The 16,244-nt window shown below is 58.1% G+C and carries 19 protein-coding genes and 1 tRNA gene; 12 read left to right on the top strand and 8 right to left on the bottom strand.

Annotated elements, in window-relative coordinates:
• The coding region (locus F8N21_RS07790; protein ID WP_150641566.1) for a PAAR domain-containing protein at window positions 1–228 on the bottom strand (228 nt) is incomplete at its 3' end.
• Between the two features lie 145 nt (window positions 229–373).
• Window positions 374–1,435: a GlxA family transcriptional regulator gene (locus F8N21_RS07785; protein ID WP_224788183.1), complete on the bottom strand. Its 1,062-nt coding sequence runs from the start codon at window positions 1,433–1,435 to the stop codon at window positions 374–376.
• Between the two features lie 127 nt (window positions 1,436–1,562).
• On the opposite strand from F8N21_RS07785, the gene F8N21_RS07780 reads away from it, so the two are divergent.
• Complete coding sequence (locus F8N21_RS07780; RefSeq protein ID WP_150641564.1) at window positions 1,563–1,973, top strand: cupin domain-containing protein; 411 nt, start codon at window positions 1,563–1,565, stop codon at window positions 1,971–1,973.
• A 26-nt stretch (window positions 1,974–1,999) separates the two neighbouring features.
• A complete protein-coding gene (locus tag F8N21_RS07775; RefSeq protein ID WP_224788182.1) occupies window positions 2,000–2,386 on the top strand; it encodes a hypothetical protein in 387 nt (128 codons plus the stop codon).
• Here F8N21_RS07775 and F8N21_RS31430 read toward each other — a convergent pair.
• The 3 genes from F8N21_RS31430 to F8N21_RS07755 form a co-directional block, all read right to left on the bottom strand.
• Window positions 2,364–2,837, bottom strand: coding sequence for a hypothetical protein (locus F8N21_RS31430; protein WP_191624235.1), 474 nt, complete (start codon window positions 2,835–2,837; stop codon window positions 2,364–2,366). The two genes, F8N21_RS07775 and F8N21_RS31430, sit on opposite strands and share 23 nt — an antisense overlap.
• A gap of 174 nt (window positions 2,838–3,011) precedes the next feature.
• Window positions 3,012–3,575: a hypothetical protein gene (locus F8N21_RS07760; RefSeq protein ID WP_150641563.1), complete on the bottom strand. Its 564-nt coding sequence runs from the start codon at window positions 3,573–3,575 to the stop codon at window positions 3,012–3,014.
• A gap of 504 nt (window positions 3,576–4,079) precedes the next feature.
• Window positions 4,080–4,451 (bottom strand): DUF6124 family protein, encoded by a 372-nt coding sequence (locus F8N21_RS07755; RefSeq protein WP_150641562.1) that lies wholly within the window; start codon window positions 4,449–4,451, stop codon window positions 4,080–4,082.
• A 549-nt stretch (window positions 4,452–5,000) separates the two neighbouring features.
• Between F8N21_RS07755 and F8N21_RS07750 the strand changes: the two genes are divergently transcribed.
• Window positions 5,001–5,453 (top strand): PBECR2 nuclease fold domain-containing protein, encoded by a 453-nt coding sequence (locus tag F8N21_RS07750; protein ID WP_224788181.1) that lies wholly within the window; start codon window positions 5,001–5,003, stop codon window positions 5,451–5,453.
• Window positions 5,454–5,827: 374 nt separating this feature from the next.
• Here F8N21_RS07750 and F8N21_RS07745 read toward each other — a convergent pair whose 3' ends face one another.
• Both F8N21_RS07745 and F8N21_RS07740 read right to left on the bottom strand, forming a co-directional pair.
• Window positions 5,828–6,157 carry a hypothetical protein gene (locus tag F8N21_RS07745; protein ID WP_150641561.1) on the bottom strand — a complete coding sequence of 110 codons (330 nt, stop codon included), beginning with the start codon at window positions 6,155–6,157 and terminating at the stop codon, window positions 5,828–5,830.
• 243 nt (window positions 6,158–6,400) lie between these two features.
• A tRNA-Leu gene (locus F8N21_RS07740) sits at window positions 6,401–6,485 on the bottom strand.
• A gap of 108 nt (window positions 6,486–6,593) precedes the next feature.
• Between F8N21_RS07740 and queA the strand changes: the two genes are divergently transcribed.
• The 6 genes from queA (at window position 6,594) to F8N21_RS07710 (ending at window position 12,683) form a co-directional block, all read left to right on the top strand.
• Window positions 6,594–7,658 (top strand): tRNA preQ1(34) S-adenosylmethionine ribosyltransferase-isomerase QueA, encoded by a 1,065-nt coding sequence (gene queA / locus F8N21_RS07735; RefSeq protein WP_150641560.1) that lies wholly within the window; start codon window positions 6,594–6,596, stop codon window positions 7,656–7,658.
• Window positions 7,659–7,663: 5 nt separating this feature from the next.
• Window positions 7,664–8,779: a tRNA guanosine(34) transglycosylase Tgt gene (tgt, locus tag F8N21_RS07730; protein WP_150641570.1), complete on the top strand. Its 1,116-nt coding sequence runs from the start codon at window positions 7,664–7,666 to the stop codon at window positions 8,777–8,779.
• Window positions 8,780–8,821: 42 nt separating this feature from the next.
• A complete protein-coding gene (yajC, locus tag F8N21_RS07725; protein ID WP_150641559.1) occupies window positions 8,822–9,157 on the top strand; it encodes a preprotein translocase subunit YajC in 336 nt (111 codons plus the stop codon).
• Between the two features lie 62 nt (window positions 9,158–9,219).
• Complete coding sequence (gene secD, locus F8N21_RS07720) at window positions 9,220–11,088, top strand: protein translocase subunit SecD (protein WP_150641558.1); 1,869 nt, start codon at window positions 9,220–9,222, stop codon at window positions 11,086–11,088.
• A gap of 9 nt (window positions 11,089–11,097) precedes the next feature.
• Window positions 11,098–12,012, top strand: a complete 915-nt coding sequence (secF, locus tag F8N21_RS07715; RefSeq protein ID WP_150641557.1) for a protein translocase subunit SecF — start codon at window positions 11,098–11,100, stop codon at window positions 12,010–12,012.
• 122 nt (window positions 12,013–12,134) lie between these two features.
• On the top strand, window positions 12,135–12,683 hold the full coding sequence (locus F8N21_RS07710; protein WP_150641556.1) for a glycine zipper 2TM domain-containing protein: 549 nt from the start codon (window positions 12,135–12,137) through the stop codon (window positions 12,681–12,683).
• Between the two features lie 304 nt (window positions 12,684–12,987).
• Here F8N21_RS07710 and suhB read toward each other — a convergent pair whose 3' ends face one another.
• A complete protein-coding gene (gene suhB, locus F8N21_RS07700; protein ID WP_150641554.1) occupies window positions 12,988–13,803 on the bottom strand; it encodes an inositol-phosphate phosphatase in 816 nt (271 codons plus the stop codon).
• Between the two features lie 145 nt (window positions 13,804–13,948).
• On the opposite strand from suhB, the gene trmJ reads away from it, so the two are divergent.
• The 3 genes from trmJ (at window position 13,949) to iscR (ending at window position 16,236) form a co-directional block, all read left to right on the top strand.
• Window positions 13,949–14,719 carry a tRNA (cytosine(32)/uridine(32)-2'-O)-methyltransferase TrmJ gene (gene trmJ, locus F8N21_RS07695; RefSeq protein WP_150641553.1) on the top strand — a complete coding sequence of 257 codons (771 nt, stop codon included), beginning with the start codon at window positions 13,949–13,951 and terminating at the stop codon, window positions 14,717–14,719.
• 2 nt (window positions 14,720–14,721) lie between these two features.
• Complete coding sequence (cysE, locus tag F8N21_RS07690; protein ID WP_150641552.1) at window positions 14,722–15,486, top strand: serine O-acetyltransferase; 765 nt, start codon at window positions 14,722–14,724, stop codon at window positions 15,484–15,486.
• Between the two features lie 258 nt (window positions 15,487–15,744).
• Entirely contained in the window at window positions 15,745–16,236 is a 492-nt protein-coding gene (iscR, locus tag F8N21_RS07685) for a Fe-S cluster assembly transcriptional regulator IscR (protein ID WP_150641551.1), read from the top strand.
• The last annotated feature ends 8 nt before the right edge of the window (window positions 16,237–16,244 follow it).

Raw genomic sequence — 16,244 nt, 5'->3', positions numbered from 1 at the left:
CTTGCACCTGCAGAGGTCGCCGTCCAGGGCCGCGTGGCGTCCATCCAGCAGGTCCACCAGGTGCGGGCCGTCGCAGGCAATCTCCCCGGTACTGTCGCATTCCGGGCAATAGACTTCATCGCCTTCGCGGGCCATGGCCAGTCCATTGATGGTGCTGCACTCCCAACCGGTGCGCACGGTGCCGTCGACGGTGGTTTTGGCCCCGACGGTGATGTGGTAGCGCCTCATGCGAATGTTTCCTTATCGTTTTTATCGAAAGGACGCACGCTAGGTGAGGTGGCGCGGGGGGATAAATCAGACGTTTCTTTGGTTGATGTAGGCTTGCTCTGTAATGGGGAAAAAGGGACGGAAAAAGGATGAAAAAGGGGCGGATTTATATCTTCGGTAAATAGATCTGTCCCCTTTCTGACAACGCCAACCGCAAAGTTTCAGCCTGACGTGCGCAGTGCCGAAGCTCCTGTGGCGTGCGCCCAATGACCCGCCGGAAGCTCTGGCACATGCGCCCGGCTTCGATGAAGCCATTCAGGCGCGCGATCTCCTCGAACGTCTGCCATCCATCTTCGACTTGCGGTCGTGCGGCTTCCACCCGCAGACGTTCGACCGCCCGTGCCGGGGTCATTCCAGTAGATGACGCGAACGCCCGCCCGAACTGGCGCACGCTCAGGTTCGCGACCTCAGCCAGCCGCTCGACCGACAGATTGTCGCGCAGATGTTCGCGAGCGAAGCTTAGCGTGGTGCGAATGCGGTCCGACCCCGGATCGAAATCCAGCAGCGAAGAGAACTGATATTGGCCGCCAGGTCGCCGGTAATAAACGACCAGCATGCGCGCGACCGATAGCGCCGTAGCTTTGCCCAAGTCCTGCTCGATCATCGCCAGGCTCATGTCGATGCCGGCGGACATGCCGGCCGACGTCCACATGCCCTCGTCTTCGCTCCACATTCGGTCGCCATCGACGCGCACCGCCGGATGCCGCGCCTGCAACTGCGGCGCGTAGTACCAGTGGGTCGTTGCAGTCCTACCATCGAGCACGCCACTGGCAGCCAACAGGAAGGCGCCCGTGCATACGCTGGCGGTCCTGCGCGAGCGCGTGGAGATGTCGCGAATCGCCGCTGCCGGCTCAGCAACCCATTCGCCCTCAGGCGGTTCGGGTGCACCGACCACCATGAAGGTGTCGAACGCGCAGGGCTGCAATGGCTCAGTGAAGACAGGCAGCCCGCAGGCACTGCGGACCATCCCGCCTTCCATGGAAACGACGGTCAGCAGGTAATCGGAGGAAGAGAGTTGGCTGGCATTGGAAAAGACCTCAAGCGGCCCACTCAGATCCAGCAGCACAAAGCCCGGGTAGACCAGAAAGCCGATGCGACGGGCCATGGCTGAAATCCCACGATCAATGTCCTTGACCGAATTAGGCTCCGTTTCTAACTTGATCGTCAATGCGAATCACTGGCGTTGTGGCGATCCACAACAGGCCACATGACGACCGTTGTGGTTCCTGCCAGCCCTCTACATCCCTATCCACGGAATCAGGCGTCTTCCAGAAATTCCAGATGAGGAAAGCCCCATGCAAATCCATCATCTTTTCGCCCTGCTGCCCCTGTTGTGCACCGGGCTCGTCATGGCCGAAGACAAGCCAGTCTCCGCGCCGCTCCCGACCGTCGAGACAGTGATGGTCAAACCGCTTCCCGAGTACCCCGGAAAGGAAGGGCTGATGATCACGGTGGAGTTTCCGCCCGGCGGGGCCGATCCGGTTCATCGTCATGACGCCCATGGCTTCATCTACGTACTCGAAGGCTCCATCGTCATGGGCGTGAAGGGTGGCAAGGAGGTCACGCTGACACCTGGGCAAAGCTTCTATGAAGGACCGGAAGACGTGCACACGGTTGGACGCAACGCCAGCCAGGACAAGCCCGCCAAGTTTCTGGTGTTCCTTCTGAAGGATGCGAAAAAACCCGCATTGATTCTAGTCGATTGACCCAAGCGATAACCTGGAGCACCGCCATGAAGAGCACACTCATTGGTAAGTTCCCAAGCTCAGTCAGCAGTGGCAGGGTTTCGTTTCTTTCCATCCTGCTGCTGGCTGCTGGTTGCGCACATAACCCCGATATAAGACAGGGGGGCGATAATTTTTCCGGGGTGACCGCTAAGGCCAACGCGGATTATATAGCCTGCATAAAGGATGATATTCAGGGAGGCATAAAGACCTTTACCGTTGAGGAGAATGGCAAAACCAACCTTTTCATTGGAAGCCTTGATCCCGATAAAGCGTCAGGACTTGTTGAACTGTCCGGTTCTGCAGGTGAGAAACGCTATTCCGTCCACCAGAGGGACGCCTGGTATGACAAGGGGAGGCTGATCGACGCGGCTATGGAGTGTTCCAGAGCTTGAAACGGTCAACTTTTTGAGGTGCGATGCACTGATTACGGGCTACGAGCCCTTGGGTGAAGGGCTCGATTTTCCTGATCCGGATGATCAGCATGTTTTCGCTGTTGCCATTCGCTGCGAGGCCGATGTCTCGGGCTAGGACCTTGGCCCAAAAATAAATCTGTCCCCTTTTGGTTATGCCGATCACATGCTGCGCTGCTTCGTGCGAGTCATTGGGCGCACGCCACAAGAACTGCGCCAGAGCGCTCGCCAGGCCAAAGGAGATGGAGGGTCTGGGAGAAAGGCAGACAAATAATCCGCGCTTGCGAAGGATCGAGGGCTTGATGATGCGGCTACTGATGAGCGTCACGTACTTCAAGGCGCTGAGGCGATAGTCTGCGCTGGTGATGGAGGATGCTACGATTGCAGCCAATCCAGAATAAACCGCTCGATCCGGGCCAACTCGCAGGGCCACGGACAGGCCGTTCCAGCGTGGATATCACCATCAAACACGGGGTTTGCGCCTCGTGTTTGAATTCAGTGAAAAGGAACGACACGGCGGGCTCATGACACCTTTATCGGCGAGTAGTCTCGTTTAAATGGGTGTTCGCTTCACGAATGACCACCTATCGCCACTGCCTGCACGCGTCTATTGGCGCCAATCAGCCCCTCGAATATCGAGCTTTTGTGAATAATTGGGGCGAGGGGTTAGGGTATAGAATTCCAAATTGGCTGGCACATCAAGATCCGCGACCAATGTTAAAGAGGGTTCCTTCACCCAAGTGACCGTTCCATCTGAACTAATCATGTATTGCTGCTGTGGATCTCCAGCTTTGCATCTCTCCCATTGGGTATAAAGGTCATCTGGTGTCGGCCATCGCACCGTTTCAAGGCAGCGATTTTCTCCTGATAAAATGGGTCCGGTGGTGCCAATTGCGGGGAAGATCCATTCCTCCGCGTACTGGCGTGCATCGATGCGTGCCTGGGCGGGATTTTGATGGTTCACAAAGCGATTTACGTGACGCGGCCCAACCAAGCCGAATACTTCACCAGGAACAGCAGGGTCGTACCAGACGGCTTTGGCAATGACTTGATTCGAACCAACTTTCGAAGTTGCTATCGGGCGGGTTTCAAGTGCGACGGTAGAGGCCGATCCAATCAGCATCATAAGGGACAAAAAACCAGGTAATACACTGGGTACATAGATTTTCATAATGGAATCATCCGATGATAGTTATGAGTTTTGGTTTCATAATATTGGCTGTCCCCTGAATACCAGGGAATCACCGTCGATTTGCTTGGGGGGCTTTGGAAATAGTCAAAGCGACATACTCGGCGACAACGATTCCTGATCAAACGCTGCGGCCCGTACGATTAGATTTTCAGATGCTTACACCCCAACGTATGCAGGCCGATCCCGGAACTCTTGCAGGAAAATTCCAATCCGAACGGAAGAAATCTGTGGCTGATAGCAAACACACAGCCCCCGTCAACCTGTCACCTAACTTAAACCCCAGCCGCTAATATGAACGCGTGGATTCTTTGCCTCTTGCTCATCCAAATGCAGGGTCCCAGGGCAAGCCAAAACGACGGCGGAAAAGGGGACGGCGGAAAAGGGGAAAAGGGGACGGGACTATTTCCCGGCTTGCCAGTTGTTTGAATCAGATCCTTCAACTTTGGCGCGCCCGCGATCGACGGGCGCGTTTGCTCTAGCTGTCTACACCTTCACCGAGTGCTCGCGATCAAGCGTCTTTTCGATCAACAACAACCCCAATTCCATGAGGCTATAGATCGCCAAGGCGAGGTTGCGGTGTTTGCCTTCCAGGTCATCAGAAAGATCCAGGGTCAGGGTGCTGGCCGAGCAGAAGGTTTCGTAGGTGTGGGCCAGCAAGGCTTCGGGGTTGATGTCCGGGGCGACGGTGAAGAATTGGTTGGGGCGCTGGTCGTTGGAGCGTGGTTTGTTCGATGGTGGTGGGGTCAGGTAGTGATCGAGGGCTCGGTCGGCGGCCTCGTGGAGTTTTTTTGAATCGAGGGATTCGTAGGGGGAAACGTTTGGGGTTTCGGGGGGATTGGGGGTTACTTTGTACATTCTCTCGGATCCTTAAGTTTGGAGTTGCCACCGATTCGCTACTAAACGAAGGGGTGGCAGCTGTACGCAGGTTAGTAGACCGGGGATCCAAGGAACCGGCGCGCCCGAGGGCGCCCTACGCACAGCCACCATCAAGTGCAGGTAAAGGGAACACCTGACTGATTGGAGCGCTATGCACCTTGGAAAACCACGGGCTACTAAACCCGATCGCTGATGGGCAGCGACAGGAGAACGTTAGTGGCGCGGGGCAAGGCGCACAAGCGGGCGAATTCTGGGGGATTTGTAGGCAGTTGCGCAAGGTTGTGTAGTCAGTGGAGGGTAGCTTGCAAAAGTCGGGGACCACGATTTTTAGCTCACTGACGATTGGCTCATTTCATAATCGTGGGCTGTCCCCATTCGTCCTCAGTCGCGCCGATGACCTGCAAAATCTATGGCAAAATACTGGGCTACCAAGCCTGGTCGGATCGCCTTTTGAGTACGGACACTCCCCCTCCCAAGATTTCAGAGCAGAAAGGTCAGCCCACCTGACTGGACAGTAATCTGCCTGATTTGCGTACTCTGGAACGCGACCTGCGTTCACAGGCGATCGATGAAGTGCAGGCGGCCACGTCTCATGAGGATGCTATTGAGGTCGTCGCCCAGCACCTGGGCTTTGTCGATCCCGCGATTCTGTCGCTAGCAGTTGAAACGCCTATGGGGGGTGTGACGATTCTGCGCAGCTGCATCTATCACATCGTGGAAAAGCGGATGGATGCCCGGGAACGCTATGTGAAAATGGCCCTGGATACCCTCTGTGGTCCACTTGAAGTCTGGAAGGTGGCGTTTACAAACGAGACGTATCGGCTGGCCTTCATTGGCGCCTATGAGTCCAAGAGGCAAATGCTGGTGAGCGTGTCTCTCGTCGGAGGGCAGGTGATGTGGAACTTCATGCAGAGCGATGCCAAGGCGTTGAACAAGTACCGGCACGGCGAGTTGTTATTCAAGCGCTACACGCTTTTGTGACGGGCAAGAAAAAGGGCAGCTTATGAGGGCTGCCCTTAAAAGTGTTGCTTGATATTCATATACACACCCTCAAGCAGGGGTGTGGAGGTCTCACCCTACGCTGATGTCCAGCCATCGACGGGGTTCCTACGCCAGTTGTAGCCGCTGGAGGCAACTGGTTTCGCGCTCACGGTCATTTTTGAACGAAGTTGACACTCCCGTCAACCACTTTGAGTGTAAAGCACCGTCAGTACGGCTCAATGAATATTGGGGTTTTCAGCTACTTTGGACGAGTTAGTGGTGTTCTATGACACCCCAGTCGCCAGTCGCCAGTCGCCACCCGGCCAGAATCGGTCCGTGTATGGGACGTCCCGGTTTTCGGGCAGCCCCATCATTCACTGAATGTCTTTCAGGTAGTCCTTGAGCGCGATCAGCGGGGTATCAAGCTGCTCCATGGTCTGAGCACTGCCAAAATCTGCTGACAACCTCTGCAGCTCACGACCTAGCGGTGTATTAACACCGCCTACCGCTTTCAGCGCCAAACCCAGGCATTCATCCACTTTAAGCTGGATCGCCTCGACATCACCTCTGCGCACCAGCAAGCCAAAGACCTCCCTCTGATAGCCGCTCATTATCAGGTCGTCGCGCAAAATCGGACTTTGACCTTCTGTCTCGTAAGCCAGCTTGAGGGAGAAAAGGGCGACTGTTTCCAGTGGCAGTTCCATGGGGGAATCCTTGTGATGTCTTACCGAAAAGGGCGAATAGAGGTGACAGTTTTCTTTTTGTCCATCTTGCGTTTAGCCGAGGTGAGCTGAGGCACCGAAAGAGCAAGATCAAAAGATCGCAGCCTTCGGCAGCTCCTACAGGGGGACGTGTGCGTGGTGTCATTGGGGTGCGCGCAGGGCAGGGAGGAACACTTTTCTGCGGGCATAAAAAAAGGCCTTGCAATGCAAGGCCTTTCTTAATTTTGGTGCCCCGAGGGAGACTCGAACTCCCACTTCTTTCGAAAACGGATTTTGAATCCGCCGCGTCTACCAATTCCGCCATCAGGGCTCAATGGCGGCGAAGTATAGAGATGAGATTACCGTTGGTCAATCACGTTTCATGGTCAATTTTGACTATTTCCGCTAAACTTCCCGGCCCTGCTAGACGAACCCCATCATGCGCGTTGCTGACTTTACCTTCGAGCTCCCTGATTCCTTGATCGCTCGCCATCCTTTGGCTGAGCGGCGTGGCAGTCGCCTGTTGACCCTGGATGGGGTTAGCGGCGCCCTGGCACACCGTCAATTCACTGATTTGCTTGAGCTTTTGCGCCCGGGCGATTTGATGGTGTTTAACAATACCCGGGTGATTCCGGCGCGGCTGTTTGGCCAGAAGGCTTCCGGCGGCAAGCTGGAAATCCTGGTCGAGCGGGTGCTCGACAGTCATCGCGTGCTGGCCCATGTGCGTTCCAGCAAGTCGCCCAAGCCAGGTTCGAAGATCCTGATCGACGGCGGGGGCGAGGCCCGGATGCTGGCGCGCCATGATGCATTGTTCGAGCTGGAGTTTGCCGAGGAAGTGCTGCCGCTGCTCGATCGCGTCGGGCATATGCCGTTGCCTCCTTATATAGACCGCCCGGATGAAGGCTCGGACCGCGAGCGTTATCAGACGGTGTATGCCGCGCGTTTGGGTGCGGTGGCGGCGCCGACTGCCGGGCTGCATTTCGATCAGCCGCTGATGGAGGCGATTGCCGCCAAGGGCGTCGAGACGGCGTTTGTGACCTTGCACGTTGGCGCCGGGACGTTCCAGCCGGTGCGCGTCGAGCGTCTCGAAGATCACCACATGCACAACGAATGGCTGGAAGTCAGCCAGGAAGTGGTGGATGCGGTGGCGGCCTGCCGGGCCCGTGGCGGGCGGGTGGTGGCGGTCGGCACCACCAGCGTGCGTTCGCTGGAAAGCGCGGCCCGCGATGGCGTGCTCAAGCCGTTCAGCGGCGATACCGATATCTTTATTTTCCCGGGCCGGCCGTTCCATGTGGTCGATGCCCTGGTGACCAACTTCCATTTGCCTGAATCCACATTGTTAATGCTGGTTTCGGCGTTCGCCGGTTATCCCGAAACCATGGCTGCCTATGCCGCGGCCGTCGAGCATGGGTACCGCTTTTTCAGCTACGGTGATGCGATGTTCATCACCCGTAACCCCGCGCCAACTGCCCCCAAGGGTTTGGCCCCTGAGGATCATGCATGAGTCGTATGTCTTTTGAGTTGCTCGCCACTGATGGCAAGGCTCGTCGTGGTCGTCTGACCTTTCCCCGCGGTACTGTTGAAACCCCAGCGTTCATGCCGGTCGGCACTTACGGCACGGTCAAGGGCATGCTGCCGCGGGATATCACCGCCACCGGCGCCGAGATTATCCTGGGCAACACCTTTCACCTGTGGCTGCGCCCTGGCACGGAAGTGATCAAGAAGCACGGCGACCTGCATGATTTCATGCAGTGGAAAGGCCCGATTCTGACCGACTCCGGTGGTTTTCAGGTGTTCAGCCTGGGCGCCATGCGCAAGATCAAGGAGGAGGGCGTGACCTTCGCCTCGCCGGTCGATGGCGCGAAAGTCTTCATGGGCCCGGAAGAGTCGATGCAGGTCCAGCGCGACCTGGGCTCGGACATCGTGATGATTTTCGACGAGTGCACCCCGTACCCGGCCGATGAAGACGTGGCGCGAGTGTCCATGGAGCTGTCGTTGCGCTGGGCCCAGCGTTCGAAGAATGCCCATGGCGAGAATACCGCCGCACTGTTCGGTATCGTTCAGGGCGGGATGCACCAGGACCTGCGCATGCGCTCCCTCGAAGGCCTCGACCAGATCGGCTTCGATGGTCTGGCGATCGGCGGCCTGTCGGTGGGCGAGCCCAAGCACGAGATGATCAAGGTGCTGGATTACCTGCCGGGCCTGATGCCTGCTGACAAACCTCGTTACCTTATGGGCGTTGGCAAACCGGAAGATCTGGTGGAGGGTGTGCGCCGCGGTGTGGACATGTTCGATTGCGTGATGCCAACCCGCAATGCCCGCAATGGGCATCTATTCATCGATACCGGTGTGCTGAAGATCCGTAACGCGTTCCATCGCCATGATGATTCGCCGCTGGATCCGACCTGTGATTGCTACACCTGCCAGAACTTCTCCCGCGCTTATCTGCATCATCTGGACAAATGCGGCGAAATGCTGGGTAGCATGTTGAATACCATCCATAATTTGCGCCATTACCAGGTGCTTATGGCTGGTTTGCGCGAGTCTATTCAACAGGGTACATTGGCCGCCTTTGTCGATGCCTTTTATGCCAAACGCGGATTGCCTGTTCCGCCTTTGGACTGAGTTTTCTGACCCTAAGATTCAATATTGCAACTGGAGTGCTAAATGAGCTTTTTTATCTCTAATGCCATGGCTGATGCCGCTGCACCTGCTGCCGGCCCAATGGGCGGTGGTTTTGAGTGGATTTTCCTGGTCGGCTTCCTGGTCATCTTCTACCTGATGATCTGGCGTCCACAGGCCAAGCGCGCCAAAGATCAAAAAGCGCTGCTGGGTAACCTGCAAAAAGGTGACGAAGTTGTGACCACTGGCGGTATCGCCGGCAAGATCACCAAAGTGGCCGATGACTTCGTGGTTCTCGAAGTTTCCGACCAGGTAGAGCTGAAGTTCCAGAAAGGCGCTATCGCCGCCACGCTGCCAAAAGGCACGCTCAAAGCGATCTAAGTTCCAACTTTTACCAATCGACGGGGCGCGCAAGGCGCCCCGCGTCATAAGCGGGCGGCGTGATGCTGAACAAATACCCTCTGTGGAAATACATACTGATCCTGGCTGTGCTGGCGATCGGCTCTATTTATTCCGCTCCCAATTTATACCCTGACGATCCGGCCATTCAGATCAGTGGTGCAAGTACTGCGCTGCAGGTCACTCAGGCTGATCTGGATCGGGCGAGCAAAGCGCTCTCCGACGCCGGGATCAACGTCAAGGCTGCCAGTCTGGCGGAGAAAGGCAAGGGCGGTTTGTTGCGTCTGATCAAGCAGGAAGATCAACTTCCGGCCAAAGACGTAGTGCGCAAGACCCTGGGCGATGACTATGTCGTTGCGCTGAACCTGGCACAAACCACTCCACAATGGCTGCGCAGCCTTGGCGCGCACCCGATGAAGCTGGGTCTGGACTTGTCCGGTGGTGTGCACTTCCTGCTGGAAGTGGACATGGATAAAGCCCTCGATGCCCGCCTGAAAGTCTACGAAGGCGACGTCAAGAGCCTGTTGCGCAAAGAGAAACTGCGCTATCGCAGCCTGCCGCAACTCGAAGGTGCCATTCAGCTGGGCTTCACTGATGAGCCTGCCCGCGAACAGGCCCGTGCACTGATCCGCAAGAATTTCAACGATTTCGAAGTGACACCTGCCGACCTCAACGGTCAACCGGTGCTGCGTCTGGCGATGACCCCGGCCAAGCTGGCGGAAATCCGTGAATACTCCATCAAGCAGAACTTGACCACGGTACGTAACCGCGTCAACGAGCTGGGTGTTGCCGAACCTATCGTTCAGCGTCAGGGTGCCAACCGTATCGTGGTTGAGCTGCCGGGCGTGCAGGACACCGCTGAAGCCAAGCGGATCCTCGGCAAGACTGCCAACCTTGAATTCCGTCTGGCCGCCGATGCAGGTGCTTCCAAAGCCAGTTCCGAGTCGTTCGAGTTCCGTGAGGGCGGTCGTCCGCCTGCGCAGATCGAGCGTGGCCTGATCATCACCGGTGACCAGGTGACTGACGCTCAGGCCGGTTTCGATGAGCAAGGTCGTCCGCAGGTGAACATCAAGCTTGATGGCCACGGCGGCGAGCTGATGAGTCGTTCGACTCGCAGCAACGTCGGTCGCAGCATGGCGGTGATCTTCATCGAGCAACGGCCGATCACCACCTACACCAGGCAGGTGGTCAACGGTGTCGAGAAAGACGTGCCGGTGCAGACCTTCAAGGAAGAGAAGAAGATCATCAGCCTGGCGACCATCCAGTCGCCACTGGGTAGCCAGTTCCGCATTACCGGCCTGACTGGTCAGGGCGAGTCTTCCGAGCTGGCCCTGCTGCTGCGTGCCGGTGGTCTGGCGGCGCCGATGTACTTCGCTGAAGAGCGCACCATCGGCCCGAGCCTGGGTGCCGACAACATCGTCAAGGGTATCGATGCTTCCCTGTGGGGCATGCTGTTCGTTTCGCTGTTCATCATCGCCATCTACCGCTTCTTCGGCATCATTGCCACGGTTGCGCTGGCGGTGAACATGGTGATGCTGCTGGCCCTGATGTCCTTGCTGGGTGCGACGCTGACCCTGCCAGGTATCGCCGGTATCGTGCTGACCATGGGTATGGCGGTCGACGCCAACGTACTGATCTTCTCGCGGATACGTGAAGAGATCGCTGCCGGCATGTCCGTGCAGCGGGCAATCAACGAAGGCTTCGGCCGGGCTTTTACCGCGATTCTCGATTCCAACCTGACCACCTTGTTGGTCGGCGGGATTCTCTTTGCCATGGGCACCGGCCCGGTCAAAGGTTTTGCGGTGACCATGTCCCTCGGGATCTTTACCTCGATGTTCACGGCCATCATGGTGACCCGCGCGATGGTCAACCTGATCTTCGGCGGTCGGGACTTCAAGAAGTTGTGGATTTAAGGGGCTGCCATGTTACGTACAATCAACTTCATGGGCGTTCGCAACATTGCGTTCGGCATCACATTGCTGCTTACCGCGCTGGCGTTGTTCAGCTGGTTCCATAAGGGCATTAACTACGGTCTGGACTTCACCGGCGGTACGCTCATCGAGCTGACCTACGAGCGTCCGGCCGATGTCTCCAAGGTGCGTGCCCAGCTGGCTGAGGCCGGTTACAGCGACGCCATCGTGCAGAGCTTTGGCGCGACGACCGATCTGCTGGTGCGCATGCCTGGCGAGGACCCGCAACTGGGTCATCAGGTCGCTGAAGCGCTGCAGAAGGTCGGCGGCGACAATCCGGCCGTGGTCAAGCGCGTCGAGTTCGTCGGCCCGCAGGTGGGTGAAGAGCTGCGCGACCAGGGCGGCCTCGGGATGCTGATGGCGCTGGGCGGTATCATGATCTACCTGGCTTTCCGCTTTCAGTGGAAGTTCGCGGTCGGTGCCATCGTCTCGCTGATCCACGACGTGGTGGTGACCCTGGGTATCCTGTCGTTCTTCCAGATCACCTTCGACCTGACGGTGCTGGCGGCGGTATTGGCGATCATCGGTTACTCGCTGAACGACACTATCGTGGTATTCGACCGGGTTCGTGAGAACTTCCGGGTCCTGCGCAAGGCGACCTTGATCGACAACATCAACATCTCGACCACGCAAACCCTGCTGCGGACCATGGCGACCTCGATCTCCACCTTGCTGGCGATCGCGGCGCTGCTGTTCTTCGGCGGCGACAACCTGTTCGGCTTCTCCATTGCGCTGTTCGTCGGTGTGATGGCGGGTACCTACTCGTCGATCTACATCGCCAACGTGGTGCTGATCTGGCTGAACCTGAGCACTGAGGATCTGATTCCTCCGGCCGCCACTGACAAGGAAGTGGACGACCGCCCATAACGGCAAACGTCGCTTCTGGCTTTACCCGAAAAGGCGCGAGTATTGAACTCGCGCCTTTTTTTGTGCTCCAAGGCTGGGAGAAGCGCGGGCCTGTCCCGCATGTGATGGTCAGGAGGTTCATGATGAACAAGTCGATGCTCGTTGGTGCTGTGCTGGGTGCTGTCGGCGTTACCGCCGGGGGTGCTGTTGCCACCTATAACCTGGTTAAAAGCGGCCCTGAGTATGCGCAAGTGCTGGCAGTCGAGCCGGTCAAGACCCAGATCAAAACCCCGCGTGAGGTCTGCAAGGACGTCGCCGTGACCCGGCAGGCGCCGGTGAAGGATCAACACCAGATCGCCGGTACGGTGGTCGGTGCGCTGGCTGGCGGTCTTCTGGGTAACCAGATTGGCGGCGGCACCGGCAAGAAGATTGCAACCGTAGCGGGCGCAGTTGGCGGCGGTTATGCCGGCAACAAGGTCCAGGAAGGCATGCAGAATCGTGATACCTACACCACGACTCAGACGCGGTGTAACACTGTGAATGACATCAGCGACAAGGTTGTAGGTTACGACGTACGTTATTCGCTGGATGGCAAGGAAGGCAAAGTGCGCATGGATCGTGATCCAGGCAACCAGATTCCGGTCAACAAAGAAGGCCAGCTGGTACTGGGTCAGGGCGAACCTGCTCAATGATGAGTTGAGTTTCAGACTCAAAAAAAGCACCCGGCTGGGTGCTTTTTTTGTGTCTGAGATTTGTGTGGCGCCACCAATCCTCCTGTAGGAGCTGCCGCAGGCTGCGATCTTTTGATCTTGATCTTGTGGGAGCGAGCTTGCTCGCGATAGCAGACTGTCAGGCAACATCGATATCGAATGTGAGGCCCTCATCGCGAGCAAGCTCGCTCCCACAGTTGATGGGTGGTGGTTTCGGGGTAGGGCCTGGCTCAAATCCCGGCCATAAAAAAAGCACCCCGCAGGGTGCTTTTTTGGGGCTGCTCGCTTAGCGTTTCAGCGAGGCCGGCAGGTGCGGCTGGATGGCCGTCAGGACTGCTTTGAAGCATTTGGTGTTGCCGGCAACGACGTGGCCTTTTTCAAGGAAGTCGTGACCGCCGGTGAAGTCGCTCACCAGGCCGCCCGCTTCCTGGATCAGCAGGGCGCCTGCAGCCATGTCCCACTCGGACAGGCCCGATTCCCAGAATGCGTCGTAGCGACCGGCGGCCACGTAGGCCAGGTCGAGGCTGGCGGCACCGGCGCGGCGGATGCCGGCGGTCTGGCCAACCAGGCTGCGGAACATGCCCAGGTAGTTTTCCAGGTTGTCCATCTGGTCGTCACGGAACGGGAAGCCGGTACCCAGCAGCGCGCCTTCAAGGCTGGTGCGACCGCTGACACGCAGGCGACGACCGTTGAGCTGAGCGCCGCGACCACGGCTGGCGGTGAATTCTTCCTGGCGAACCGGGTCCAGAACCACTGCGTGTTCCAGGCGGCCACGGTATTTGCAGGCGATGCTGACCGCGAAGTGCGGGACGCCGCGCAGGAAGTTGGTGGTGCCGTCCAGTGGGTCGATGATCCACAGGTAATCTACGCCATCGCCACTGCCGGCGTGCATGCCGGTTTCTTCGCCAAGGATGCCGTGAGTCGGGTAAGCCTTGCGCAGCGCGTCGATGATTTTCTGTTCGGCAGCGCGATCAACTTCGGACACGTAGTCCTTGGCGTCTTTTTCGTCGACCTTGATGGTATCCAGGCGCTCGATGGAGCGGAAAATCAATTCACTGGCGCTGCGGGCGGCGCGCAGCGCGATATTCAGCATGGGCTGCATGGATGTGTCACCTAAGGTTGTTAAAGAAAGCCGAGCATTCTAGCAGAAACTTTCTACAGATGAAGGTCGACGTTCGCTTTCGTAGCTTAACTTCCGGATGGTCTGTAAGATTTGCTCCCCTTTCCCGTGTCCGAGAGCCCCTCCCGTGCTGCAAAACATTCGTGTCGTCCTGGTCAATACCAGCCATCCCGGGAACATCGGCGGGGCTGCGCGTGCCATGAAGAACATGGGCCTGTCGCGGCTGGTGCTGGTCGAACCGCGGTTTTTCCCGCATCACGAGGCCGATGCCCGGGCTTCCGGTGCCGGCGATATCCTGGCCAACGCCCAGGTCGTCGCCACCCTGGAAGATGCCCTGGTCGGCTGCAATCTGGTGTTGGGCACCAGTGCCCGTGACCGGCGCATCCCCTGGCCACTGCTCGATCCACGCGAGTGCGGGGTGAAGGTGGTGGAGGAAGCCGCGCAAGGCGCCGAGATTGCCCTGGTGTTTGGCCGTGAAGACTCCGGCCTGACCAATGACGAGTTGCAGCGATGTCATTATCACGTGCACATCCCGTCAGACCCTGAGTTCAGCTCGCTGAACCTCGGGGCGGCGGTGCAGGTGTTGAGTTATGAAGTGCGCATGTCCTGGCTGGCGGCCGAAGGTCAGCCGAGCAAGGTCGAGAAGGATGAAGTGGCGTCGACCAAGAGCGGCGAGCTGGCGACCATGGATGAGCTGGAGCGATTCTATGAGCACCTGGAGCAGACCCTGGTGGCCATCGAGTTCCTTGATCCGGAAAAACCACGGCACTTGATGGCGCGCCTGCGCCGGTTGTACGGACGCAGCTCGGTCAGCCGGGCGGAAATGAATATATTGCGTGGCATCCTCACGGAAACCCAGAAAGCGGCCCGTGGCGAGCTTCTAAAGCGGAAGGATTAATGATGTTCGAGCGTTTGCGTGAAGATATCCAGAGTGTTTTCCATCGTGATCCGGCGGCGCGTAACGCTTTCGAAGTGCTGACCTGCTATCCGGGCATGCACGCCATCTGGATCCATCGCCTGTCGTCGGCCTTGTGGGGCATGGGCTGGAAGTGGCTGGCGCGGGTCGTGTCGAACCTGGGCCGCTGGCTGACCGGGATCGAGATTCATCCGGGGGCCAAGGTCGGTCGACGCTTCTTTATTGACCATGGCATGGGCATCGTGATCGGTGAAACCGCCGAGATCGGCGATGACGTCACCCTTTATCAGGGCGTGACCCTGGGTGGTACCAGCTGGAACAAGGGCAAGCGCCACCCGACGCTGGAAGATGGCGTGGTGGTGGGGGCGGGCGCCAAGGTGCTGGGACCGTTCACGGTCGGGGCCGGGGCCAAGGTCGGTTCCAATGCGGTGGTGACCAAGGCTGTGCCCGCGGGTGCGACGGTGGTCGGGATTCCGGGGCGGATCATCATGAAGTCCGACGATGAGCTGCACGCCAAGCGCAAGGCGATGGCGGAGAAAATCGGCTTCGATGCTTATGGGGTCGGCGAAGACATGCCGGACCCGGTGGCGCGGGCCATTGGCCAGTTGCTCGATCACTTGCAGGCAGTGGACGGGCGCCTGGAAGGGATGTGCGGCGCGCTGAAGGATCTGGGTAGCAGCTACTGCGCCAAGGAACTGCCCGAACTGCGCGAAGAAGACTTTGACTGTGTGAAAGGCAAGGATCTGTAGGAGCTGCCGAAGGCTGCGATCTTTTGATCTGCAAAGGGCGGTGGCGATCCCGAAAAGATCGCAGCCTGCGGCAGCTCCTACGGATTGGGTTTGCAGATGGGCACCGCGTTGAGCGGTGTGCCATTGCGCCGCAGACCCTGATATCATTCGCGCGCTAATTTGCAGGTAAACCCGAGTAAAACACTAGGTCTTATAGTTGACTTAAATACTCGGGAATTGCATACTCGCCCCCATTCCGAAACTCCGTGGTACCTGCCCATGAGACTGACTACCAAAGGCCGATACGCCGTAACCGCCATGCTCGACCTGGCGTTGCACGCGCAAAACGGGCCGGTGTCCCTGGCCGATATCTCCGAGCGCCAAGGCATTTCCCTGTCCTACCTCGAACAGCTCTTCGCCAAGTTGCGCCGCAGCAATCTGGTGTCCAGCGTTCGCGGTCCTGGTGGCGGTTATCAGCTATCTCGGGACATGCAGGGGATCCAGGTCGCTCAGGTGATCGATGCGGTGAACGAGTCTGTCGATGCCACCCGTTGCCAGGGACTTGGCGATTGCCATGCCGGCGACACGTGCCTGACCCACCACTTGTGGTGCGATCTCAGCCTGCAGATCCATGATTTTCTGAGCGGTATCAGCTTGGCTGACCTTGTGACTCGCCGTGAGGTGCAAGAAGTAGCCCAGCGTCAGGACCAGCGCCGTAGCAACAGCAAGGCGCCGCGTCTGGACAAGATTGAAGCGTCTGCCGTCGAATAACAGCCATT

This window comes from Pseudomonas fluorescens (assembly GCF_902497895.1).
Taxonomy (GTDB): Bacteria; Pseudomonadota; Gammaproteobacteria; order Pseudomonadales; family Pseudomonadaceae; genus Aquipseudomonas; species Aquipseudomonas fluorescens_BP.
The sequence above is the reverse complement of the archived record's forward strand: the minus strand, read 5'-3'. Positions and strand labels throughout refer to the sequence as shown.

What these genes read in the sequence shown, in the direction of transcription:
- F8N21_RS07745 (WP_150641561.1), bottom strand. Translation starts at nt 6,157, where the DNA reads ATGGAACTGCCACTGGAAACAGTCGCCCTTTTCTCCCTCAAGCTGGCT.
- secF (WP_150641557.1), top strand. Translation starts at nt 11,098, where the DNA reads ATGTTACGTACAATCAACTTCATGGGCGTTCGCAACATTGCGTTCGGC.
- cysE (WP_150641552.1), top strand. Translation starts at nt 14,722, where the DNA reads ATGTTCGAGCGTTTGCGTGAAGATATCCAGAGTGTTTTCCATCGTGAT.
- F8N21_RS07710 (WP_150641556.1), top strand. Translation starts at nt 12,135, where the DNA reads ATGAACAAGTCGATGCTCGTTGGTGCTGTGCTGGGTGCTGTCGGCGTT.
- F8N21_RS07775 (WP_224788182.1), top strand. Translation starts at nt 2,000, where the DNA reads ATGAAGAGCACACTCATTGGTAAGTTCCCAAGCTCAGTCAGCAGTGGC.
- iscR (WP_150641551.1), top strand. Translation starts at nt 15,745, where the DNA reads ATGAGACTGACTACCAAAGGCCGATACGCCGTAACCGCCATGCTCGAC.
- queA (WP_150641560.1), top strand. Translation starts at nt 6,594, where the DNA reads ATGCGCGTTGCTGACTTTACCTTCGAGCTCCCTGATTCCTTGATCGCT.
- secD (WP_150641558.1), top strand. Translation starts at nt 9,220, where the DNA reads ATGCTGAACAAATACCCTCTGTGGAAATACATACTGATCCTGGCTGTG.
- F8N21_RS07760 (WP_150641563.1), bottom strand. Translation starts at nt 3,575, where the DNA reads ATGAAAATCTATGTACCCAGTGTATTACCTGGTTTTTTGTCCCTTATG.
- yajC (WP_150641559.1), top strand. Translation starts at nt 8,822, where the DNA reads ATGAGCTTTTTTATCTCTAATGCCATGGCTGATGCCGCTGCACCTGCT.
- F8N21_RS07755 (WP_150641562.1), bottom strand. Translation starts at nt 4,451, where the DNA reads ATGTACAAAGTAACCCCCAATCCCCCCGAAACCCCAAACGTTTCCCCC.
- suhB (WP_150641554.1), bottom strand. Translation starts at nt 13,803, where the DNA reads ATGCAGCCCATGCTGAATATCGCGCTGCGCGCCGCCCGCAGCGCCAGT.
- tgt (WP_150641570.1), top strand. Translation starts at nt 7,664, where the DNA reads ATGTCTTTTGAGTTGCTCGCCACTGATGGCAAGGCTCGTCGTGGTCGT.
- F8N21_RS07780 (WP_150641564.1), top strand. Translation starts at nt 1,563, where the DNA reads ATGCAAATCCATCATCTTTTCGCCCTGCTGCCCCTGTTGTGCACCGGG.